This window comes from Gammaproteobacteria bacterium (ex Lamellibrachia satsuma), from assembly GCA_019623805.1.
GTDB lineage: Bacteria > Pseudomonadota > Gammaproteobacteria > Chromatiales > Chromatiaceae > QGON01.
In genome coordinates this window covers 375665-398509 of sequence record CP053680.1, presented here as the reverse complement: position 1 = coordinate 398509, position 22845 = coordinate 375665, and the positions used below count along the sequence as shown (strand labels likewise).

General features: G+C 54.3%; 23 protein-coding genes and 1 pseudogene. 11 read left to right on the top strand and 13 right to left on the bottom strand.

The genetic code is table 11. The annotated features are described in order from the left end of the window. The first annotated feature begins 41 nt into the window (after window positions 1-41). The 8 genes from HPY30_01790 to fliJ all read left to right on the top strand — a co-directional run bounded on the left by HPY30_01790 (window position 42) and on the right by fliJ (window position 8317). Window positions 42-1271, top strand: a complete 1230-nt coding sequence (locus HPY30_01790; protein QYZ67866.1) for a PAS domain-containing protein — start codon at window positions 42-44, stop codon at window positions 1269-1271. After that, window positions 1268-2620, top strand: a complete 1353-nt coding sequence (locus HPY30_01785; protein ID QYZ64832.1) for a sigma-54-dependent Fis family transcriptional regulator — start codon at window positions 1268-1270, stop codon at window positions 2618-2620. Before HPY30_01790 ends, HPY30_01785 begins: the two co-directional genes overlap by 4 nt. A 53-nt stretch (window positions 2621-2673) precedes the next feature. Then, entirely contained in the window at window positions 2674-2991 is a 318-nt protein-coding gene (gene fliE, locus HPY30_01780; protein ID QYZ64831.1) for a flagellar hook-basal body complex protein FliE, read from the top strand. A gap of 65 nt (window positions 2992-3056) precedes the next feature. Continuing rightward, window positions 3057-4736, top strand: a complete 1680-nt coding sequence (gene fliF / locus HPY30_01775; GenBank protein ID QYZ64830.1) for a flagellar M-ring protein FliF — start codon at window positions 3057-3059, stop codon at window positions 4734-4736. Next, window positions 4726-5775: a flagellar motor switch protein FliG gene (gene fliG / locus HPY30_01770; GenBank protein QYZ64829.1), complete on the top strand. Its 1050-nt coding sequence runs from the start codon at window positions 4726-4728 to the stop codon at window positions 5773-5775. Before fliF ends, fliG begins: the two co-directional genes overlap by 11 nt. Continuing rightward, window positions 5729-6448 (top strand): flagellar assembly protein FliH, encoded by a 720-nt coding sequence (locus HPY30_01765; GenBank protein QYZ64828.1) that lies wholly within the window; start codon window positions 5729-5731, stop codon window positions 6446-6448. Before fliG ends, HPY30_01765 begins: the two co-directional genes overlap by 47 nt. Beyond that, window positions 6449-7858, top strand: a complete 1410-nt coding sequence (gene fliI / locus HPY30_01760; protein ID QYZ64827.1) for a flagellar protein export ATPase FliI — start codon at window positions 6449-6451, stop codon at window positions 7856-7858. Window positions 7859-7885: 27 nt separating this feature from the next. Next, window positions 7886-8317, top strand: a complete 432-nt coding sequence (gene fliJ, locus HPY30_01755; protein QYZ64826.1) for a flagellar export protein FliJ — start codon at window positions 7886-7888, stop codon at window positions 8315-8317. Window positions 8318-8376: 59 nt separating this feature from the next. On the opposite strand, the gene HPY30_01750 is transcribed toward fliJ, so the two are convergent. Further along, on the bottom strand, window positions 8377-8661 hold the full coding sequence (locus HPY30_01750) for a flagellar protein FhlB (GenBank protein QYZ64825.1): 285 nt from the start codon (window positions 8659-8661) through the stop codon (window positions 8377-8379). Further along, entirely contained in the window at window positions 8658-9791 is a 1134-nt protein-coding gene (locus tag HPY30_01745) for a flagellar hook-length control protein FliK (GenBank protein ID QYZ64824.1), read from the bottom strand. The genes HPY30_01750 and HPY30_01745 overlap by 4 nt, the downstream gene beginning before the upstream one ends. A 127-nt stretch (window positions 9792-9918) precedes the next feature. Here HPY30_01745 and HPY30_01740 point away from each other — a divergent pair, with 127 nt between their 5' ends. After that, window positions 9919-10701, top strand: a complete 783-nt coding sequence (locus tag HPY30_01740; GenBank protein QYZ64823.1) for a pentapeptide repeat-containing protein — start codon at window positions 9919-9921, stop codon at window positions 10699-10701. A gap of 87 nt (window positions 10702-10788) precedes the next feature. On the opposite strand, the gene amrA is transcribed toward HPY30_01740, so the two are convergent. Further along, on the bottom strand, window positions 10789-11367 hold the full coding sequence (gene amrA, locus HPY30_01735) for an AmmeMemoRadiSam system protein A (GenBank protein ID QYZ64822.1): 579 nt from the start codon (window positions 11365-11367) through the stop codon (window positions 10789-10791). A gap of 137 nt (window positions 11368-11504) precedes the next feature. On the opposite strand from amrA, the gene rdgC reads away from it, so the two are divergent. Further along, window positions 11505-12416: a recombination-associated protein RdgC gene (rdgC, locus tag HPY30_01730; GenBank protein QYZ64821.1), complete on the top strand. Its 912-nt coding sequence runs from the start codon at window positions 11505-11507 to the stop codon at window positions 12414-12416. 298 nt (window positions 12417-12714) lie between these two features. Here the strand turns inward: rdgC and HPY30_01725 are convergent, their stop codons facing one another. The 10 genes and pseudogenes from HPY30_01725 to HPY30_01680 all read right to left on the bottom strand — a co-directional run bounded on the left by HPY30_01725 (window position 12715) and on the right by HPY30_01680 (window position 20892). Next, window positions 12715-13722, bottom strand: coding sequence for an NAD-dependent epimerase (locus HPY30_01725; protein QYZ64820.1), 1008 nt, complete (start codon window positions 13720-13722; stop codon window positions 12715-12717). Window positions 13723-13761: 39 nt separating this feature from the next. Then, a complete protein-coding gene (tviB, locus tag HPY30_01720) occupies window positions 13762-15039 on the bottom strand; it encodes a Vi polysaccharide biosynthesis UDP-N-acetylglucosamine C-6 dehydrogenase TviB (GenBank protein ID QYZ64819.1) in 1278 nt (425 codons plus the stop codon). Between the two features lie 187 nt (window positions 15040-15226). Next, window positions 15227-16030 carry a lytic transglycosylase domain-containing protein gene (locus HPY30_01715; protein ID QYZ64818.1) on the bottom strand — a complete coding sequence of 268 codons (804 nt, stop codon included), beginning with the start codon at window positions 16028-16030 and terminating at the stop codon, window positions 15227-15229. Then, the gene (locus HPY30_01710) at window positions 16014-16523 is read right to left on the bottom strand and encodes a transglycosylase (protein ID QYZ64817.1); all 510 of its coding nucleotides are present in this window, start codon (window positions 16521-16523) and stop codon (window positions 16014-16016) included. Before HPY30_01710 ends, HPY30_01715 begins: the two co-directional genes overlap by 17 nt. Before the next feature lie 14 nt (window positions 16524-16537). Beyond that, entirely contained in the window at window positions 16538-17371 is an 834-nt protein-coding gene (locus tag HPY30_01705; protein ID QYZ64816.1) for a hypothetical protein, read from the bottom strand. Next, entirely contained in the window at window positions 17296-18063 is a 768-nt protein-coding gene (locus HPY30_01700) for a hypothetical protein (GenBank protein QYZ64815.1), read from the bottom strand. Before HPY30_01700 ends, HPY30_01705 begins: the two co-directional genes overlap by 76 nt. Beyond that, window positions 18056-18901 carry a hypothetical protein gene (locus tag HPY30_01695; GenBank protein QYZ64814.1) on the bottom strand — a complete coding sequence of 282 codons (846 nt, stop codon included), beginning with the start codon at window positions 18899-18901 and terminating at the stop codon, window positions 18056-18058. The genes HPY30_01700 and HPY30_01695 overlap by 8 nt, the downstream gene beginning before the upstream one ends. Beyond that, complete coding sequence (locus HPY30_01690; GenBank protein ID QYZ64813.1) at window positions 18867-19544, bottom strand: hypothetical protein; 678 nt, start codon at window positions 19542-19544, stop codon at window positions 18867-18869. Before HPY30_01690 ends, HPY30_01695 begins: the two co-directional genes overlap by 35 nt. 16 nt (window positions 19545-19560) lie before the next feature. Next, window positions 19561-20106 carry a hypothetical protein gene (locus HPY30_01685; GenBank protein ID QYZ64812.1) on the bottom strand — a complete coding sequence of 182 codons (546 nt, stop codon included), beginning with the start codon at window positions 20104-20106 and terminating at the stop codon, window positions 19561-19563. A gap of 12 nt (window positions 20107-20118) precedes the next feature. Beyond that, window positions 20119-20892: pseudogene (locus HPY30_01680) on the bottom strand (hypothetical protein). Between the two features lie 217 nt (window positions 20893-21109). Here HPY30_01680 and HPY30_01675 point away from each other — a divergent pair. After that, window positions 21110-22834, top strand: coding sequence for a DUF4080 domain-containing protein (locus tag HPY30_01675; protein ID QYZ67865.1), 1725 nt, complete (start codon window positions 21110-21112; stop codon window positions 22832-22834). Window positions 22835-22845 lie beyond the last annotated feature (11 nt).

Genomic DNA, 22845 nt, shown 5'->3' with positions numbered 1-22845 from the left:
TGTCAAGATGACATTCAACTGCAGAGACATAAAACGTGCCGATGAACCGCTCAACGCCCGAACGCCAACAATCCCTTGAAGCGGCGTTCAATCTGTTCAATCAATTATCTGAAGAGCTGACCGGCTCATACCAGCAGTTACAGCATCAGGTATTACAGTTGAGTAGCGAACTGGCCGCTGCGCGTAGCGAACGCATCCTTCAACTGGCAGAAAAAGAGCGTATTGCCGACCGGTTGGAACGCCTGCTCGAAACGCTTCCAGCGGCTGTGATCGTGCTTGATGGCGAAGAGTGCGTGCAGGAGTTCAACCCGGCGGCTCGGCGTCTGCTGGGTTCCATCAACGAAGGGGATGACTGGCGGGAGTTGCGCCGGCAATTGTTTCAGATCCCGCAACATTCAGGGGACGACCTGCGTCTCTGCAATGGCCGTATTCTCAGTATCTCATCCTGTGACCTTGAGCAGACGCCTGGACGTATTCTGGTCATGCTCGATGTCACCGAAACCCGTAAGTTGCAGGAACGCCTGAACCGTCAGGAGAGACTGGGGGCTATGGGAGAGATGTCCGCACAGCTTGCCCATCAGATGCGCACCCCCCTCAGTTCCGCCTTGCTCTACACCTCACACCTCTCACGCGATGATCTGACATCCGGTCAACGTCAGCGATTTACCGGTAAGCTGCGTTCCCGGTTGCAGCATATGGAACGCCAAATTCGCGATATTTTGATGTTTGCCCGAGGCTCATCGGAAGGTGAAGAACTCATCTCCCTGTCGGAGCTGTTGGGTGAGTTTGCAGAGGGTATCAGGCCAGAACTGAACGATGTGACGGTGACACTCAAGATAGAAGATCTCAGTGCTGGGGCTGCCGTGATTAAAGGCCGCCGCGATGCACTGCTCGGCGTATTGAGCAACCTGACGGATAACGCATTGCAGCAAGGTGCAAATTGCATCACGTTGCTGCTGAGAGTTACAGATGACGCGGAATTACTGTTCAGTGATAACGGCTCCGGTGTCCCGGCCGAAATCCGGGAACAGATTTTTGACCCTTTCTTTACCAATCGGGCAGGCGGAACCGGCCTGGGTCTGGCTGTAGTACAGAACCTGGTACTCAGTCATCATGGTGAGATCCGCCTGACCGGTAGCCTGAATGGCGGCGCTTGCTTCCAATTGGCATTTCCTCTGGTTTCTCTCCAAAAAACAGAACAACAGATAGCCGTTAAATTACCGGTGTTAGGTGCCGGAAGTCCTCTCATTGAGGCGAGGAGATTGTCATGAGTCAGGCAACCGTTCTCATCGTGGAAGATGATCCAGCTCTGCGTGAAGCACTGAGCGATACCCTCGAACTTGCCGGTTACCCGGTAAGAGCCGCGGAAGGAGGCAGTGCGGCATTGGAGATATTACGTCAGGAACCGGTGGGCATAGTGGTGAGTGATGTGCAGATGCGACCGATGGACGGGCATCGCCTGTTACGTCGAATCAAGGCGGGATATCCTAATCTGCCAGTATTGCTGATGACCGCTTTCGGAACGATCGAAAAGGCGGTACATGCGATGCGTGATGGCGCCGTGGATTATCTGATCAAGCCCTTCGAGGCGGAGGTGCTGGTAAGTAAAGTTGCCGGGAATATTCTGGCAGCCGTGGATAAATTACAGAGTGGCCTGATTGTTGAGGACCTGCGCAGTCGTGAGGTGCTGGAGCTTGCCCGTCGTGTCTCTCACAGTGAAGCGACGGTATTGATCAACGGGGAGAGCGGCACAGGTAAAGAGGTGTTCGCCCGCTATATCCACCAGACTTCTGAGCGGCGCGATGGCCCATTCATTGCCATCAACTGTGCGGCTATTCCGGAGAATATGCTGGAAGCCGTCCTGTTTGGTTACGAAAAAGGCGCCTTTACAGGTGCATACCAGTCCGCCGCCGGTAAATTCGAGCAGGCTCAGGGTGGTACCCTGCTGCTTGATGAGATCTCTGAGATGAGTATGCCGCTGCAGGCAAAACTGCTGCGCGTATTGCAGGAAAGAGAAGTTGAACGCCTTGGCGGACGCAAGATGATCGAACTCGATGTGCGGGTACTGGCCACCACCAATCGCAAGCTGCGTGAGGAGGTTTCCGCCGGTCGTTTTCGAGAGGATCTCTTCTATCGGCTCAATGTTTTTCCTCTGACCCTGCCGCCGTTGCGGGAGCGCAAACGGGACATTATTCCCCTGGCCAGGCATCTTATTTCCCAGCACCTGCTGCCGGGGCAGTCGGTGCCGCCATTCAGTGAAGTGGCTCAGGTTCAGCTCTTATCCCACGATTGGGCCGGAAATGTGCGTGAACTGGAGAATCTGATACAGCGTGCTCTGATCCTCTACAACGGCGAACAGATAGAGGCTGAAGACCTTGCGTTTGAGAGTGCAGATGACATTGAAGCACCCAGCGTATCCCCGGCAGCCGAAACTTCAGCAGGGAGACTGCCGGAAGATCTGCGTTCAGTGGAGGAGCAGATGATCATGGATGCCCTACATGAAGGTGATGGAAGCCGCAAGCAGGCGGCGGAGCGCTTGGGCATCAGTCAGCGCACGTTGCGTTACAAGATTGCCCGCATGCGCAATGCCGGCATGGCGATTCCCGGCCGGGCCGGCTGATTGGTGCGGAATCTGCATATTACAGATAGATCGATTTGAGTGGGGAGTGAACGATGAGCAACATGGATATCAACCAGGTTCTGGCACAGATGCGGGTGATGGCCGCCCAGGCCGAAAATGCCCCAAAGCAGGTTGAAGAGGAGGGGCAGAGCAACTTTGGCGACCTGCTGAAAAATTCCATTGATCAGGTCAATGAGACCCAGCACGAGGCGAAGGCGCTTACCACTGCGTTTGAAACCGGCGAAGGGGATGTGGATCTTGCCCAAGTGATGATCGCAGTACAGAAGTCGAGCCTATCCTTCGATGCAATGGTGCAGGTGAGAAACAAGCTGGTCGAAGCCTATAAAGACGTAATGAATATGCCTATCTAGCTGTTACAGCACAAATAATACGCAACTGAAAGAAAAGTCAGATTAATCAAGCCGGAATCGCAATCATGGCACTTGCAACAACTGATGAATCGGGTAAGGCACTGGAAGTCAACCAGCGCCTTCAGGACAACCCCATCTTCCGCCAAATCGCCGTTATGGTCGGCATTGCCGCCAGTGTAGCGTTGGGTGTGGCAGTGGTGCTCTGGTCGCAGGCACCGAACTACAGTCTGCTCTACGGCAATCTGGCGCAGAAAGATGCAATGGAGATTGTTCAGGCGCTGCAGCAGATAGGCATCGAGTATCAGGTGGATCAATCCACCGGTGCTGTGATGGTGCCATCTGCCGATCTGCAGGAGGCGCGGATGAAACTTGCCGGAGAGGGGTTGCCGCATAGTGATTCTCTCGGTTTTGAACTATTGCAGCAGGATGCCGGTTTCAACACCAGCCGGATGGTTGAGGCTGCTCGCTATCAGCGTGCGATGGAGGGTGAACTGGCCCGCTCCATTGCCACACTGGCGAATATCGAGACGGCCCGCGTCCACCTGGCCACACCCAAACAGTCAGTGTTTGTGCGGCAGCGTAAGGTGCCCAGCGCCTCGGTGGTAATCAAACTCTATTCGGGACGGACGCTTGAGAAGGGGCAGGTGGAGGCGATCTCTCATCTGGTGGCGTCCAGCGTACCCGAACTGGATGTAGCCCAAGTCACTGTAGTGGATCACAAAGGGAAGCTGCTCAGTGGTGCGGACAAATCCGCGCAGATGGCTATGTCCACCAGCCAGTTTGAATATACCCGCGAGTTGGAGGCACATTACAAGCAGCGTATTGAAGATATTCTGTCGCCCCTGTTGGGACAGGATAATCTGCGGGCCGAGGTCGCGGCCGAAGTCGATTTTACAGTGATTGAACAGACCCAGGAGAGCTATGATCCGGATATGAGTGCGCTGCGTTCCGAGCAGGTCAATGAACAGCAGAGTCGATTGAGCGAAATACAGGGAGTTCCTGGTGCACTGACGAATCAGCCTCCCGCTGCAGGCAATGCGCCAGAGCAGGCAGGTGGACAAGGGGGTGAAGGAGAGGCTGCGACCCCGATTAATACCAGCAAGCGCGCCACCCGTAACTTTGAGTTGGACAAAACCATCAGTCATACCCGGTTGCCCAGCAATAGCCTGCGTCGGCTTTCGGTGGCAGTGGTGGTCAACGACAGGGTCGCGTTGGGTGAGGACGGGGTGCCGCAACGGATTCAGCGGACACCGGAAGAGATCACCCGCATCACCAATCTGGTAAAGGAGACGGTTGGTTTCACTATTCAGCGTGGCGACAGCGTGCAAGTGCTCAATGAGTCTTTCTTTATCCCCGCCCCCCCTGAACCACTGCCTGAACTGGCGATTTGGGAAGAGGCCTGGTTCTGGGATGCTGTACGGCAGGCGGGTGGTGTGTTGCTCGTACTGTTGTTGATCTTTGGTGTACTGAAGCCCACGATGAAACGTCTCACCGCACAGGTTGTGACGACGGGGGTGGAAGGTGAAGGTGTTGCCGGTGGTGGCGTGGCAGGTGAAGGGGGGCTCGAAGGCACCCTGGAGGGCGCCGGGGGTGAGGGTCTCGCCCTGGAAGGGGATGAAGCAGTAAAGCTGCCTGGCCCTGGCAGTTATGAAAAAACCATCGATGCCGCGCGCGGTATGATCGAAAATGATCCCAAGCGTGTGGCACAGGTTGTGAAGAAGTGGATTGCAGAAGATGCCGGATAAAAAGATAACGCCCGCTGCGGTCCCAGTGGAAGAGTCGGATGCGATTGCCAAGATCGGCGGCGTACAGCGCTCCGCAATTTTGCTGCTGGCACTGGGTGAAAAGGATGCCGCCGAACTGCTGAAACATATGGGGCCGAAAGAGGTGCAGGATGTCGGTATGGCGATGGCGAGTCTGACGAACGTCTCTACCGACCAGATGGAAGCAGTGATGCGCCATTTCGTCTCCACCCTCGAGACACAGACCGCCCTTGGATTGGGTTCCGACGACTATATCCGCAACATGCTCACCAACGCTCTCGGTGAAGATAAAGCGGGTGGCGTGATCGACCGGATTTTACTGGGCCGAAACAGCAAAGGCCTGGAACAGCTGAAATGGATGGATCCCCGTTCCATCGCTGAATTGATCCGACTGGAGCACCCGCAGATTATCGCCATCGTGCTCTCATTTTTGGATGCCGACCAGGCGGCACAGGTGTTGAGCCAGTTTCAGGAGAAGGTAAGAACTGATGTCATTATGCGCATTGCGTCTCTGGATGGTATCCAACCCGCCGCACTTCAGGAATTGGATGAGATACTGGAGAAGCAGTTTTCAGGTGCCTCCAATGTCAAGTCCTCCAACCTTGGCGGTGTCAAAACCGCTGCAGAGATTCTGAATCTGCTGGATGGCGCGGTGGAGAGCAAAGTCATGGAGCAGATCATGGATGCTGATACCGATCTGGGTCAGGAACTCCAGGACAACATGTTTGTTTTTGATAATTTGATCGATGTCGACGACAGGGGTATTCAGACTCTGCTGCGCGAAGTGGCTTCAGAACAGTTACTGCTCGCGTTGCGAGGTGCGGAAGAGGGCCTCAAAGACAAGATCTTCAAGAATATGTCCAAGCGGGCGGCTGAAATGCTCAAGGATGATCTGGAAGCAGCAGCACCCGCTAAACTCAGTGATGTGGAAGGCTCGCAAAAAGAGATTTTGCAGGTAGCGCGTCGCCTGGCCGATGCGGGTGAGATTATGCTTGGAGGTGGTGGTGAAGAGTTCCTCTAAGATTTTGTCCGACAAAGAGACGGAGACGGTTCGCCAATGGTTACCACCCGACGTGGGGGGAGGGGGCAGCTCACAGACGTTTCAAAAATCGATTCAGCCACCGGATGCGCCGCCCACAGCTGCTGAACTGGAGGCAGTTCAACAGCAAGCTTACGAAGAGGGTTTTGAAAAGGGCAAAGAAGAGGGCTTTGAATTCGGTCACAGAGAGGGACTGGAGCAAGGCCGGGACCAACTGCGGGAATATGCCATGCAGATGGATCGTCTGCTATCCACTTTGGATCAGCCGCTACGGAATCTTGACAACAAGGTCGAAGACGAACTGGTGACTCTGGTGATCTCAATGGTCAGGCAGTTGGTACGCCGCGAGGTGAACAGCGATCCCGGCCAGATAGTGGGCGTGGTGCGCGAGGCCCTTGCCCTGTTGCCGGTCTCTTCACGCAATGTGCGTCTTCAGCTCCACCCTGAAGATGCCGAGTTGGTTCGGGATATCTATTCGCTGGGCGAGAGCGATCTTGGCTGGAAAATCATCGAGGATCCGGTGATCAATCGCGGCGGCTGCAAAGTGGTGACTGAGACGTCCCAGATCGATGCAACCCTGGAGTCGCGACTCGCCAACCTGATTGCCCCGCTACTGGCGGGTACGCGCACTATCGATGAAGAGGAGGTGGAATAGATGTCTTCACATACTCCCAAAGCTGATCGGAGTGATATCTGGGTCAGCAGACTTCGTGACCATGCCAAACGGATGGGTGAAGGACGCGGCCTGGTGGTCGAAGGCCGCCTGACACGTATGGTGGGACTGACCCTTGAATCCGTTGGTTGCCGGGCGGCAATCGGTGGGCAGTGCGATGTGGTCAGCTCAAACGGCACACATATTGAGGCCGAGGTGGTGGGGTTCGGTGAAGAGAGCCTCTATCTGATGCCGACTGGCGATATTCGGGGACTTGAGCAGGGTGCGAGAGTTATTCCTACAGGAAGCGTATGTGAAGCGGTGGTGGGTGACCATCTACTGGGCCGGGTCATTGATGGCGCAGGTCGTCCGTTAGATGGAAAAGGGGGGTTGCATGCCGATGAGCGACGTCCCCTCACCGGGCAGACCTTTAATCCCCTGGCGCGAACGCCAATTCGTGAACCCCTGGATGTTGGCGTAAGGGCGATCAATGCGTTACTGAGTGTGGGACGGGGTCAACGGCTCGGTCTCTTCGCAGGATCAGGTGTCGGCAAGAGTGTGCTGCTCGGCATGATGACCCGCTATACCAACGCGGATGTGACCGTTGTGGGTCTGATCGGAGAACGGGGCCGCGAGGTAAAAGAGTTTGTTGAAAACAGCTTGGGTGAAGAGGGGCTCAAACGGGCAGTTGTGGTGGCTGTACCGGCGGACAATCCGCCGCTGCGCCGCATGCACGGTGCCATGCTGGCCACCAGCATCGCCGAATATTTCCGGGAGCAGGGCAAGCACGTCCTGTTGCTGATGGACTCTCTCACCCGTTTTGCCCAGGCACAACGGGAGATCGCCCTGGCGATCCATGAGCCACCTGCCACCAAAGGCTATCCCCCTTCGGTATTTGCCAAGCTGCCGCAACTGGTGGAACGTGCAGGTAACGGTGATAAAGGGGGAGGTTCAATCACTGCATTCTATACCGTGCTGGCGGAGGGTGACGATCAGAATGACCCTATTGCAGATGCGGCACGGGCGATACTGGATGGGCATATCGTGCTCTCCAGACGGCTGGCGGAAGCGGGACACTACCCTGCTATCGACATTGAGGCGTCCATCAGCCGGGCGATGAATGAGATCACCACCTATGGTCATCAGGATGCGGCCCGCTCATTCAAGCACCTCTACTCCCTCTATCAACAGAACCGCGACCTCATCAGTGTGGGGGCTTATGAACAGGGCAGTGACGAACAGATCGATATCGCCATTGCCGCGATGCCGGCCCTGACAGAGTTCCTGCGCCAGGATATGCGTACCCCCGTTAACCTGCGTGAGAGTCTCGATATGCTGGAGGCGCTTTTTCCTTCTGAACCGGAAGTGGAGATGCCAGGAGACCTGCCCCTGCAACCGGCAGGTCATGTTTAGAGAAAAGGACTTAGGGAAAAATAAAAAATGTCACCATCAAAACGTTTGAAGCCTGTTCAAAGAGTCGCCAAATCGCGGGAGCAGACTGCCGCGCGCCAACTTGGAAGATCGAAAAAGTCACTGCACGAAGAGGAGACAAAGCTGACGCAGTTGAGGCAGTATCACCAGGAGTATCTGACGCGTTTTGAACAGGCGGCCAGCAAGGGCATTACTGCCGTTCATCTGCAGGAGTATCGTACCTTTATTGCCAAACTCGATGAGGCGATCAAACAGCAGGAATCGGTTGTGTCTGCCAGCAAGCAGAACCACTCGGTGAAAAAGAATACCTGGCGCAGTAAACATACTCGCACCGAAGCACTTTCCAAGGTTGTCGATCGCTATGAGCGGGCTGAAAAAAAAGAGGAGGAACGTTCAGAACAGAAAGAGAGCGATGATCGAAGTCAGAGACGACCTGATTGATTCGTGCCCGTCCTGAAAGCGACTCCTGTAGCATGGTTTCTCTGAGCCATCGAAAAAGTTTACTCATAACCGGGTGGCCGCTTTCCCGACAGGATATAGGCGAAGGCGATTACCTCTGCAATAGCGCGATATAGGGCCTCAGGAATCTCATCACCCAATGGGATTTGGGACAGCAGGGCGGCCAGTTCTGCATCTTCGTGAAGCGGCACATCGTTTTCCTCCGCCAGTGCCAGAATGCGCTCAGCCAGCTCACCACGTCCCTTAGCAGTAAGTTTTGGGGCATTCTCTCCATCGTAATTTAGGGCAATGGCCAGGTTGGGTTTGCTGTTTCTCTCTTCATTCATGCTTTTTCATCCAGCAAGGAGAGACCGTGCGACAGTTGCTCATCGCCGTCACTTTTGCCTTGGTATGCTTCCAGTTTTGTGACATCCAAACCGGCTTTTTCCAAGGCGGAGCGAAGTTTTTCCAGATTGTTTTGAATCAGCGAGGTTGTTTCCGCCTGCTCAGCCCAGAGTACGCTTGAGATTGCCTCTCCCTGCAGGCGAAGCTGTACACGCATGGGGCCCAGTGGTTCCAGGTTCATGCGCAGGGTCAGGCTCCAGACTGCATCCTCTTTTTCGCCGCTCTTTCCAGGTTCCTTCTGTAACAGGATCCGAAAAACATCCAGTTGTTCATTATGTCGGATAGGTAGTTCAAACTGCCAGGTCTGTCGTGTCGGGTCATCTTGCGGCAGAGAGGCGAGTTGATTGGATTGGATACGGGCCAGACTGCCGTCGAGTTGTTTCAGCAGATCCAGCAGAAACCGAAGTGGGGAATCGGGTGGTATTGGGGTGCCGCTACTATTGGAAGCGGCTAGTGCTGCTGCGGTGGATTGCTGGGGATTCAGGCCCTTCCCAGGTAGCAGAGTGTTGATCAGTTCAAATAGTCTGAGCAGGTTGAGTTTGAGGTCAGCGGGGTTGCCGCTGCCCTGCAACAGATGGGCTTCAGTAAAGAGGCCGCTGTTTTGCAAAGCTGTGCGCAATTGCTGCTGGAATTGAGGCTGGTCGGTGGAGAGCAGGCGGCCGACCAATCCTTCAATTGCCTGGCGTACATTTCCTGGTGCCGGGTTGCTGCTGGAATTCGACAGTTGGATGGCAAGTTTGTCAAAGAGTTGAGCCAGTGGCTGCTGGCGGGGGAGAAGCATCTTCAATGCATTGGCCTGCAGCTGTTCCCGGCTGAGGGTTGTGAGCAGGCGTAACTCTGGAAACTCACCGCCCTTTTCAACGCTGAGCGTAAGTTGCTGTCCGCTTTTTATCGCCACCTGGGTTTGGGCGATCAAGCGGGTGATGCCGATCTGTAGTTTGAGCTGGCTGTTCTGAGTGTCGCTAAGTGCCGTCGCCTGCAGTACCTGTCCTGGTTTGAGGTTCTGTATCGGGTTCTCCCGTGGCAGTGCGTTGGGTAGCGGCAGGACAATGTTGGAACCGGGTATGCGCATTTGTGATTCTGCTGAAAGCGTCGTTGGGAAAAGTATATGCCACACGAATGTTTCTGGCAGTGAAAACTATTCAACTCATCAGGATTGTTGCCGATAATCCTACGAGATACCCGGAAAATTGGACGATATGACCGAACAGACAGTAGACAATACCCGCCTCTGGTTTCTGCGCAGTGAGGGTATCAAGCGAGGTCCCTACCCGAGCGGGCGTATCCGACGCATGCTGCTTCAGGAAGAGATCGGGTTGGATGTGGAGATCAGTGCGGACCGCCGCAACTGGAAACCCATAGGTGGGGTTCCGGAGGTGGTTCCCCTGCAACTTCGGGCAGCAAGCGGTGATGCCTCTGCGCAAAAAACACTGGAAGTGCGTGATCAAACCGATGTTTTATCTGCAGACAGATCGACACGAAAATTTCCCTTATTGGCTATGATTGTCAGTCTGCTGGTCTTGGGAGTTGTTGTCGGCCTGTCACTCTGGTCCGGGATGCCCAGGGGGATGGATGATCCCCAGTGTGATTCACCAGCCGCGCCAGAGGTCAACTGGCGTAGTTGCCTCTTGTTGGCTGTGGACGTTGGATCGGCCAGCCTGAGAGGGGCGACGTTGAACAGTGCGGTGTTGCGACAGGCCAAACTGACTGCTACGGATCTCCGTGAGGCCGATATGCGTTATGCCGATCTTCGTCATGCGGATCTCAGTTATGCGCTGATGGAGAGAGTCTCTCTGATCGGCGCAAATCTTCAGGGTGCAGACCTGACAGAGGCAGACCTCGTCAACGCGGATCTGCGTTATGCCGATCTGCGTGGCGTCCGAATGCAGGGCGCGGCACTGGAAGGTGCCAGGCTTGATGAAACGATTTGGGTCGATGGGGTGGCCTGTGGCGCCGGTTCTGTCGGCAAGTGTCTACGCTAGGGCTTGATTAAGCTTGCGGATCGGGCAATCCGGGATTGCAACGAAGAAGTGAGCCACCGGTTCCACAAACTTGAAGCGGCCTATGCTTTAATCAGGAAACACCTCGGTTTCGTAGCGATGGATCTCCAACGTCTCCGACCAATGGTTTTCGGGCAGACCGGCCTTGCGTTTCAGATGCCGAAGAAAATCCTCGGCTTTCGGTAGCGACTCCCAGACAGAAGGAAGAAAGGTGCCTCTGGCCATCCCGTCCACCAGGATGAGTCCGTCGATCCCAGGGCGCAGCTGCTGAATCAGGTCGCTCTCGGATTCAAAGGGGAGGGGTACAGCGGGTGTGAGCACAGAGAGGTGAATGTCGAGTTCGTCATATTCATGGGGCGACAGCGGCGGAAATCGGGGATCACGAAAGGCGGCAGAATAGGCATTTTCCGCCACATCCTCGATCAGTGGCTTGATTGCTTCCAGGTGGCCAATGCAACCGCGCAGTCGACCGCGCTTGTTTAATGTCACAAAGCTGGCGCGAATTGCCTGCAACTCTGTACTGTAATCCGCAGCCTCTACAGGCACTGACCTGCCTTTCTCCAAACCGTTTCGGATCGATGCGCGGGCGACCTCCATCAGCGTTTCCCAGGAATTTTCGCTGAGGTTTTTTTTCGGTTCGATAGACATTCCGGCTTTCCAAATAGTGTGATTTTCTCTGATTCCTATTAGAACCATGGGTCGATTTTTTTCAAAAAGCAAGGCTGGATAAGCCTGAGAACATCCGCCATAATCCGCCTCCCCATTCACCAGTCTGGCATGCTTATATGTGGTTCAAAAATCTTCGTATCTACCAACTTCTTAAACCTTTCACGTTGTCGGAAGAAGAGCTGCAGATACAATTGGCGGAACGGGAGTTTCGAAGTTGCGGCAGCATGGAGCCTGCTACACTCGGCTGGACATCACCGCTGGGCAGGCGATCGGATCGCCTGGCCCATGAAGTGAACGCCAGCATCATGCTCTGCCTGCGACAGGAGGAGAAGGTACTGCCCGCGTCGGTGGTTCGGGAGATGGTTGAAGAGAAAGCTGTATTGATAGAAGAGGCGGAAGCACGCCAAGTCTCCCGGCGGGAGAAGGGTGAGATTCGGGATGAGATCATCCAGGGTTTGATGCCCAGGGCGTTCACCAAATCGGCAAGGATCTACGCCATGATTGATCGGACCAGCGGCTGGATTCTGGTTGACGCGGCCTCGGCCAACAAGGCGGAGGCTTTGCTGGGACTGCTCCGGGAGACCTTGGGGAGCCTGCCGGTTCGCCCTTTGGATGTTGCAGTCGCTCCGCCCTCTGTGATGACTGAGTGGGTGCGCCGCCCGGAACAGTATGGAGATTTTGTGCTGCAGGACAGCTGTGAACTCCAGGATACTTCAGACGAGAAGGCCATTGTTCGCTGCAAGGGACATGACCTGGGTGCACAGGAAGTGCTCAACCACCTGGATGCGGGAAAACAGGTGGTAAAATTGGCGGTGGAGTGGAATGAGCGGCTCTCCTGCATGATTGAACCAGATTTTGCGCTAAAGCGGATAAAGTTCCTGGATATCATCCAGGAGGAAGCCGCTGATAGTGTGGCAGAGGATGATATTGCGCGGTTTGATGTCGACTTTTCCCTGATGGCCCTGGAGTTTCGCCGTTTTCTGCCCCGTCTGCTGGAGCTCTTCGGCGGCGTGCAGGATGAAAATTAAGGGATTTTGATGGTGTTTCGTCTAGATTAATTCCTTAGTGAAATGCAGGGTTTATTGATCTGCGTCATATTGGAGTCAATTAAGAATGGCTAATATTGCCTCCAGCTACACGCGGATTGGTCGTTTCCGTGGATAAGCGCTAGTCTGCGGGTGAGCAAACTCGATCCTTTCAGCCTCCTGGATCGGTTCTCACCCGCTTTTTTTTGCGCATAAAAAACGGAACCCGCATAACTGCCAGATTCCGCTCCTTAGTAGGCCTGATCAAGCGTAGCGGATCAGGCAAGTTCTGCGTCAGATCCTAGTGACCGTAGTACTCCTTGAACCACTTGGCGAAAGCCGCTACACCATCTTCAAGCTTGGTGTCAGGTTTGTAGCCTGTGTCCTTAATAAGGCTGTCCACATCGGCATAGGTGGCAACCACGTCGCCGTCCTGTAGTGGCAACATGTTCAGTTCGGCTTTCTTGCCAAGACTCTCTTCCAGCAGTTCAATGTAGCGCATCAGCTCTGTCGGGTTATTGCTGCCGATGTTGTAGAGACGATAGGGCGCTTTACTGCTGGCGGTGTCCGGGTGATCGCTGTTCCAGTCGGGATTTGGCTGGGCCGGACGATCCAGCACCTGAATCACGCCTTCAACGATATCGTCGATGTAGGTGAAATCCCGTTGGTGCTTGCCATAGTTGAAGACATCGATGGGTTCGCCCTTCATGATCTTTTGGGCAAATTTGAGCATTGCCATGTCGGGACGGCTCCAGGGTCCGTAGACCGTGAAGAAGCGCAAGCCGGTGGTGGGCAGGCGATAGAGATGGCTGTAGGTGTGAGCCATCAACTCATTGGCCTTTTTGGTGGCTGCATAGAGACTCACCGGGTGATTCACATTGTCGTGAACCGAAAAGGGCATGGAGGTATTGGCGCCGTAGACAGAGCTGCTGGAGGCGTAGACCAGGTGTTCGACGCCGTTATGACGGCACCCTTCGAGAATATGCCCGAAGCCCATCAGGTTTGAATCAACATAGGCCAGCGGATTTTCGATGGAGTAGCGAACTCCCGCCTGGGCTGCCAGATTGACTACGCCGTTGGGTTTGTATTTGGCGAAACAGTCTGCAATGCTCTGGCGATCTTCCAGTTCAAGCCGCAGATCAGTGTAGTTCGGGTGATCCAGGGTACGGGCCAGACGCGCCTTTTTCAGTTCAACATCGTAATAGTCGTTGAGGCAGTCGATGCCGATGACCTCGTCACCACGATCCAGCAGCCGCAGTGCCAGCGCTGAACCGATGAAACCGGCGCTGCCGGTAATTAAAACCTTCATAATAGATTCCTAAAAATCCTGTTTTGACCCATATCCCTGTTAGAGACGTCCATCAACGCTGTCCGGCGGCAGGATGTCTTTCACGTCGTACAGAATACCGCTGGGCTTGCAGAGTGCGCGGATCTTTTCAGCGCCCATCTCAATGAATTCATTGTGGGAGACAGCAAGTATTACGGCGTCATATGTGCCGTTTTCGAGATTGGGAATCGGACGAATTGCATACTCCTTTTCAGCCTCGTCCGGGTTGATCCAGGGGTCGTAAACGTCCACCGATGTACCGTAGTCCTTGAACTCTGCGACAATGTCCACAACGCGGGTATTGCGCAGGTCGGGACAGTTCTCCTTGAAGGTCAGGCCCAGGATGAGCACTCGGCTGTTTCCTGAGATGACACCCCGTTTTAGCATCAGCTTGATAACCGTATAGACCACATACGCGCCCATGCTGTCACTCAAGCGTCGACAGGCAAGAATGATTTCAGGTTGGTAGCCAGTGGCCTGTGCCTTGTGGGCGATATAGTAGGGGTCTACACCGATACAGTGACCCCCGACAAGTCCAGGCTTGAAGGGTAAAAAGTTCCATTTACTGCCGGCAGCCTCAAGGACTTCCTTAGTGTCTATACCCAAACGGTTGAAAATCAGGGCCAGTTCATTGATCAAGGCGATATTGACATCCCGCTGGGTGTTTTCAATCACCTTGGAGGCCTCTGCGATCTTGATGCTGCTGGCTTTATGGGTGCCTGCCTCGATTATCGTATTGTAGAGATCGTCAACGAAATCGGCTACTTCCGGCGTGGAACCGGAGGTCACCTTTTTGATTGTGACCAAGCGGTGTTCCTTGTCGCCAGGATTGATGCGCTCGGGGCTGTAGCCGACAAAGAAGTCCTTATTGAAAGTCAGGCCGGAGTCCGCTTCCATGATCGGTACGCAATCCTCTTCGGTGGCACCTGGATAGACAGTGGACTCAAAAATGGCGATATCGCCGGGTTTGAGCACCTTGCCCAGTGCATGGCTGGCACCAACCAGTGGGGAAAGATCAGGCTGTTTATGCTCATTGATCGGGGTGGGAACCGTGACGATATAGACGTTGCACTCCTTGAGGTCGTCAAGGTTGCTGGTATAGGTGAGATGAGGCACCTTTGCCAGCTCTTCAGGTTCCACTTCCAGAGAGCTGTCCTGGCCCTTTTTCAATTCCTGGATCCGTGCCTCGTTGATGTCGAGACCAATGGTAGGATATTTTTTACCGAACTCCACTGCCAGTGGCAGCCCTACATAACCGAGGCCAAGCACGCCGATACGTGTCTTCCTGAGGTCGAACATGTTGAATCCCTATGATTTAAGCTGTTGAAAACAAAGAGTGATTTAGTAATTTTATTAGTGTTTCAAGCGCACAACAAAACAGCTGGATCATAGCGCGAGAAATCGGGAAACGCGAGTGTTTTGTCCGGGATTTTCAAAACTGTTAACAACTCTCACTCTTCCTCACGGATTTGGCTTCTCTAATTGGTCACTCGGAGATTATTCCTGAGTGTCGCAGCTGCGAGAGTGTCTTAGTCTGCTCGCTCTCATCTGCATAGAGGACAACGACCCTGAAACGCTGTTCGGGCAGTTTAAACCAGTCAAACCGCAGGTCGGGAAAACGCTTCTGCAGTGAGCTTACATAGGCCTCGACCCGGTAGGGACGGTTGAATTCGATGAGTGCCCGTCTCTTTTCCGCTGAATAGGGCTGTTGTGGTTCGGTGGATCCGCGGTGGCTGATATCCGTCACATAGGTGAGGTGACGATAGATATAGCGGCTGTACCACTCTGCGCCGTCTGGTATGTCCCCCCCGGTTTTGGATATCCGGCCGGGACCATAATTGTAGGCAGCCAGTGCCAGGTGCAGGTCGTTGTTATATCGAGCAAGCAGTTCTTTGAGATATCGGGTGCCCGCATCCACATTTCTACAGGGATTGTAGAGGTCTGCAATCCTGTTGATTCCCAGATGTTTCGCGGTGCCTGGCCATTGGATCTGCATCAGACCATGGGCATTTGCGTGGGAACGGGCCGCAGGATCGAAATCGCTTTCACCCCGTGAGACCGCCAACAGCAGGGTCAATGGCAGATCGTGAGTTGCTGCAGCCCGGCGGAAGCAGTGCAGATAGGGGAAGTGTTTGCTCGGTTCTGTGCTGTCTGCTGAAGACAGGTAGTTTTTCCAGGTCTCTGAAAGGGTTGTTGTCCTGTTATCCGCCGCGCTACTGGCGAGCTGGGAAAAGATCATTCCAGCCAGCAGGCAGAACAGGAGAGTTCTATTTCTATTTGTCCGGGTCATGGGATGCCTGCTCTATTTCGAGGCCGCTTGCGGCAGCAATTTGTGTGAGGGCGATGGAGCGGTCTGTTTCACCCCAATGCGAAAAAACAACCTGATATCTGCCCGATTCTTCCTCTTGGACACGCATTTGGCGTCCCGTCAGACGTTCAATACGAGCGGCAAATCCGCTGGCGGAGCGTTCACTGTGGAATGGGCTCCAGAACGGCTGCCACTGTTGTTCGATTGTCTGAAGTTCGATATTGGACACGGGTGGCTCTTCATCCGTGGTTTTGTCGGCCGGGATTGGCGGGTCTTCCAATAGGCGGTCGTCTGCCGTTGAGGTGGTGTGTGATACCTCGACCGGTTGGGTGGGTGTTGCCGGAACGCTCTGTGATGGCATTTGAGTGGGTTGGGGAGTACTGGAGTCCCGCTGAATCGGTGTCGGGTTAAAAACCATGCCAAGGAGGAAAACAGCCACCCCGAAACCTGCAATAACTCCGATGAATTTTGTCATGATAGTCCTCATTACTAATAAATATTAATCAATGAGTTATTAGCATTACTTAATATAATATCTCTTGATGTCCATGCCACATTTGAAGCGTGCTCCAACATCAATTGATCAAGTTTTTGCAACCAACTCATCAGTTCTTCAGCATTGAGTTGTGGATCTTCGTAACCGTGGCAACTCTCCGGCAGGAGGGCGAGATGGGCGGCGACAACCCCTGCGCTGCGATCATCATTGGTGATTATCGCGTAGTAGGTCTCCCGTCCGGAATGGTCATCACTATGCAATACGCCCTCCACGCCTCGCCGGTGCCGTGAAGGTAGACGCAGGGTCTTTCCATTGGAATTCCGGGAAGACCTCACTCCGAGATGCCGGCACTCTGACGGGGCGAGACGAAACAGCGCGCCGTCGCCACGCTTTTTGAAGAAGAACCCCCGGCTCTCTGTGGGTGCAGCTATCTCCAGGGCAAAGCACCCCTGCTTGGGAATGGCCGCCTGCCCGTTGAGTACGCGCTCTCCGGAGCGCCAGGGATGGCGTGTGCCGCAGAGCGAGGGTTTTCTCGGTGTGATGATCTGGAGAACGCCGGCGCTTTTTGCCACTCTCACCGGCCTCTCTTTCTGAGCAGGGACAGCCCCGGTGGCTGTGGCCTGTGCCGGGCCAGATAGAAGATAGATGCTGACACTGATATCCGGCAATGCCGAAGCAGCCTCGGCAGGTTGAACCAGAATCCAGAACTGTTGCAGATTTCCAGAGATCCGGTGAGTTTTTCCTTTTATCGTCAGATCGGCATCTGTCTGTTTTTTTTCAATGAGAACATCGCCGAAACGGGCGAGATAGTGGGTGAGCAGTGCCATGGTTGTACGGGCCTGTGCTTCATCACTCTCATAAGACTGAATATAAAGTTTTGGGTTTTGAACAGGCAACTGTTTAAGACGGCAGTAGAGGTCATCAGCCAGTTGTCTGGCCATAAGATCCGGCTGGCCTTGAACAAAAGGCAGCATTCTAGGCCTCGAAGTGACTCATCCAGATGCACAGTACGCAGCAATTCCGCCTGCTGACGGGATGCCACTCCCTGCCATTGCCGGCTGAATCCCGAGACCCAACTGTTCTGTTGCAGGTCCAATGCCCTGAGGGTCAGATTCAACTGCCGACTGCTGTCGAGTCTGAGATCCAGGCCGATGAAATAGTGGATCGGCTGTTCACCATCGCAAGGTTTAGTGGGTCTATCCCGATGACTCCAGTGTTTGTCCCGTTGCTGTCGGGCCAGGTGAATACCCGGAGTCGCCAGTAGTTCGGCGTTGATTTTATCGCGTATGTCCCGTGTCAGCTGATCCATTTTTGGTTGAATCGCACCGTCGTTTAGTCTACCCAGCAGTACGGGTTCTCCCTGGAAACGGGGATGTTGGCTGAGTTGTGTTTTGAGATAGGGGATAAGATCCTGCTCGACCCACTGTTCAAGCGTGGATTGTGATGCGGGTCTGGTCTGTTGGGTGACACAGCCACTCAGGCCTATCAGAAGCAGAGTAAGACAGATTGATCTAAACACTCCCTTGTCTCCTTTCCAGTTTGACATGGCCCAGGGCATCGATAATAAGCAGACCGCCACTGGACTCCTGCATCAATCGTTGAATTTTTTCCTGCAACAGATGGGGTAGTTCCACACCCCAGACGACCGGTGTGCCTGATGTCGTGACTGGCTGTTGTTGAAAGGCCTGTAGAACATCACCGGGTACTGTTTCAGGCGTCATTTCATGGTAACGCCGGGGAGAGGGTGTAACATGAAACACCGTTTTTCCATTGGTAAATGTAAGTTTCAAGGTTGCCTCAGAGCCTAGCGCATAGAGTTGAATCCTCTTGTTTTGAACAAGGTGTTTCAAGGCTTGATCTGAAGAGAACCTGAGTTCAAATCCTGGTTCTTCATCTTTAGCGGCGTTTGTCTCCCGTGCCTCGACAGGAGTGACAGTTTGAGGTTTTTTCTTTAACTGCTGATCCAAGGCGGACAGATCTTTCTGGCGCTGTTTGATCTTTAAATTCAATGCAGAGAGTTGCTGCTGTTTCTGTTGAGACTGTGTCGTCAGCGCTTTCTGTTCGTCAGTAATCCTGCGTTGCTTTTGCTGCTGTTGCTCGAGATCTGCATTGAGGTGCTCCAGAGAGGCGATGAGGGTCTGCTGTTCCTGTTCCAATCGGCTGTTGTCGGTTTTCTCTTCAACGACTTTGGGCTCTTTCGAAGCGGCCTGCGGCAGTGACTGCACCAAGGCAAAGATCGCCATCAGACAAAAGCCGAGAATTGCCATAAAGCGCATGACATCGGTCTGCAGTTCATCCGTGCCGCCGGATCCTGCATGGGGGTCAGCGCTGTAAATTTGTGAGTGCCAGAGGTTCATCCCGATTCTCTTGGTGGTGACTGATTTGTTGCAGGTGGCTGTCGATGCGATCCAATGAGGACTGTACTGCCGTGTTGTGCTGCTCGGCCAGATGGCTGTAGTAGCGCTGTAGTTCACCACCAACGGCAACTGCCTTGATGACACGCATCAGATAGCCGCCAATGCCGCCGAATATTGTGGTGGAGAGCGCGAGCAGGATCCCTCCATCGACCAACCGTTGCAGAATGACAAAGGCACCGAGTTGTGCTGCGGTCTCAGGGTCGCCCAGAGCGAAGAGTAGGGCGCTGCGCATTCCGATGGCGGTCCAGATCACGCCAATGCCGAAAAAGAGCCCGATCCAGATATCGGTCAGGTGTGCGGCCTGGACGATCCTGTCGATGGGTTGTCCTGCGGTAATGCGTTGCCGCAGGGTGCGCAGACTTAGCAGAAACAGCAGCAATACGAGGGTGAAGGGCCAAACGGCCATGCCCATATTGCGGCTGCTCCAGCTAAGCAGGTTTTGCAGGCCCGCCACAGATTCGACTGAGATTGTCACCAGATTCTGGGCCGACAACAGCCACAATAGCAGGCCGCCAATACTCAGAGTGATAGACATACCCAGCAGAAATCCCTTCAGAAAGCGACTGAGATATCCCCTTTTCATCGCTTTTCTTCCCGCGCTAATTGGCACCACAAGCGGTGCAGGTGGCTTCCAGCACAAGTTCCGTCTCTTTCAACAGTCGGTCCGCACGCTGATAACTACCGGTATCCCGACTGATTTTTACCAGGCCGCGCTCTTTGTCGAGTAGCTCCTGTTCCATGTTTGCCAGCACCTCCTGCTGTTTTGGACAGGTCAGACTGCAGTTGTTGTAGTCCCCCATCAGGGAGACATATTTGACGTTGAAATAGCGGTTGTAGATCGATTTAGCCTGCTGTTTGCTCAACAGACCTGCCTGATTTGACCAGAGTAGGAATTCGCTGAACTTCTCTTTGTTTGCCGGTTTTGGATCGCTCTCGGCAATAGCCATCAGACGCTCAAGGTAGGCATTGAACTGGAAGCTGCAAACATCACTCAAATCACTCTTCGACTGGCTCACAGCGACATCCAGATCGTGACCCTGTGGTGGGATGCAGGCGTTGGCCTTGACCGGCTGAGTGTCGCAACCGGCGGCGAATGAAACGGTGGCAAAAAGTGCCGCTGAGATAAGTGCTTTCGTGCTATTCATGATGTATCTCCCTTAGAGGCTGAGTGGACTCTGGTACGCTGTGCTGTCAGCAGTGGTTGGAGGCGCCGCAAGGGGCATTTCACTCTCTGGATCACCAAACAGGATGCCCTTGACTCCGCTTACCACCTCCTGCATCTCAGGCGTGATAGTGCCGAAGGACTGGTTGAGCTGGCCCATGAGGGTGGCCCGGCTGATCTCCTGTCGGGTGCGGGCGATCAGATCTGAGGTCTCTTCCATGTCCAGATAGATGTCAGAGGCGATGACCGCCATGGAGGAACCCTGTGACGAAGAGCTGTTGGAGACCAGGTTGTAATACTGGCTGAAGCGGTCGCTGAGCCGCATGCCGGAGCGCCCACGCAGGTTGGGCCGGGTCTGTGATGCCTGCTTGCCGGACTGTCCGCCGAGCAGGTTTTCCTGCAGGGTCCAGGGTGTCATGCCATTCCCCAACTCCTTGCGAAGACGTTTCGCGAGGCTCTTGCGGGTCGTCTCAACCGCCTGTTCCATAGTGGGCAGGTTGCTCTCCATAATGTTAAGCATTTCGAGATAGGTTGCTCCAAGTTGCTTGTTCAACTGGGCACAGCCGGGATCGTCATCCGCCTCTTCGCATTTACTGTCGATGATCAATTGCTGCTGTTGATCCAGGCGGGATATCACCTCCTGCAACCCGCTCTCCATCTCCTTGGCGACGCTGCCGGTGTGGCGAATGTCCTCAAGTACCGTGGTGGGGAAGAGCTTGAGGGTAGGCGTGTTGGCCGCCTGGGTCGGGATGGCAAACAGCAGCATCCAGGCGAAAACAAGTGCCGAAAATGGCTGCAAGCCGGTTGAATCTGATAAGTTGAATTTGCTTGGGGTGCTCATGGTTTTATCCCTCCTGATTGAGCGGTGACCCTTGCCATCCTCGAATGGCGATTTAGGATCTCTGTTGGAGATTGTGGAGGCTGTTAACTGAACGGAGCCTGAACGGTGTTCAGAAATGGCGCGGTCACGTATATTTCAACGCACTATGCCAAACCCGGAAATCACAACCCGATCCGAGACGTCAGCGATTGCACTGGTGACCCTGCATGCAGGCTACAGCCACTCCTCATTGGCGCTGCAGTCGATTGCCGCTTACTGTCGCGACGAGCCTTTCTACGACGAGATCCACATCTTCGAGTCTCTGGTTAATGTGAATCACCACCAGCTGATCGAATCACAGGTGGCGTTGGCGCCGGCAGTGATCGGATTCTCAACCTATCTTTGGAATATCCAGGCATCCCTTAGACTGACACGGTTATTGAAGCAGCTTCTGCCAGAGTCGCTTTTTGTTTTCGGTGGTCCCGAGGCGGGACCGCGAGGCGCTGAATTGCTGGGCAGAGTGGATGCAATCGATTTCATTGTGGACGGGGAGGGCGAAGCCGCTTTTTGTGATCTGGTGCGGTGGCGTCTTTACGGTGAAGGTGATCTTTCAGATACATCGGGGCTGATCTGGCGCAAAGACGGAACGATAGTGATCAATCCGATTCGGATGCTGCCGGTGGAGGAGGTTCCCTCACCGATTACCCTGGGTTTGACTGATTTCACCAAGACACTGGTCTACTGGGAGACCTCCCGTGGTTGTCCCTATCGCTGTACCTTCTGTACCAGTGCCACCGACCGGCTGCGTGCATTTCCTGTGAAGAAGGTGGAAACCGAACTCCAGATACTGGAGGGGCTAGAGGCCAAAACAGTGAAACTGCTCGATCGCAGTTTCCATCTAGGAAAAAAGCGCTCAGTAGAGCTTCTGCAGCGATTCGCCCATACGCCGGAGAGTCTGCGTTTCCATCTGGAACTGAATCCGGACCGGATCTCCCCCGAGGCAATGGCGGTATTTCGCAAGGCAGTACCAGGGAAGTTCCAGTTTGAGATCGGACTGCAGACCCTGAACGAGCCGGTGCTCGATGCCATCGACAGGCAGATGGATATCCCCAAGGCACTGGCGAATATTCGTGAGTTGGTCGAACTGAAAAAACACCCGGTTCATCTCGACCTGATCATCGGGTTGCCGGGAGAGGATGCAGCACAATGCAGTGACTCCCTGAACCGTGTATTTCGACTCCATCCTGGCCATCTTCAGGTAGGCACCTTGAAAATGCTGCCTGGTACACCCCTGCAGATGCAGGCGGGGCCACTGGGTTATCGTTGGGACAGGGGGCCGCCCTATGAAGTGCTCTCACATCCAATGCTTACTTTTCAGGAACTATCGCGATTTAAGCTCTATGCGGAATTGCTGGAGCGTCTCTGGAACAGCGACTATCTGGTCCATACTATGATGTGGCTGGTACCGCGTTATTTTGACGATGAGATCGTCGCCTGTTTCAATGCATTGTTAACCGCGACTGGTGAGCGACTGGCACGTGAAAATATGCAGCCCGACCGGTTATTCAGCCTGATCGCAGATTTCCTCCAACCCATGCTTGCAGGAGACCCGCTGTTGCGGGAGTTACTGCTCTGGGACTACAGCCGATTCAGTCTGGTTAATGGCAAGACACCAACCTGGATCGCTGAGCATCTGCATGAGTGTGGAAAGTTCGTGGTGCAGGGCAGTCGCCGCCAGCTGCCGATACTGTCACTCTCCAGCGAGGCGGCAGAGATCATCAGCCGCCGTGCCCTGGAGCCGATTGCAGTCGGTCGTTATGCAGTCTGGCCGCGACAGCACAAAAAAGGCAAGCCGGTGGAAATCTTTGAGGTGAAGAAGATTGATGGTTAGGCGCGAAGGAA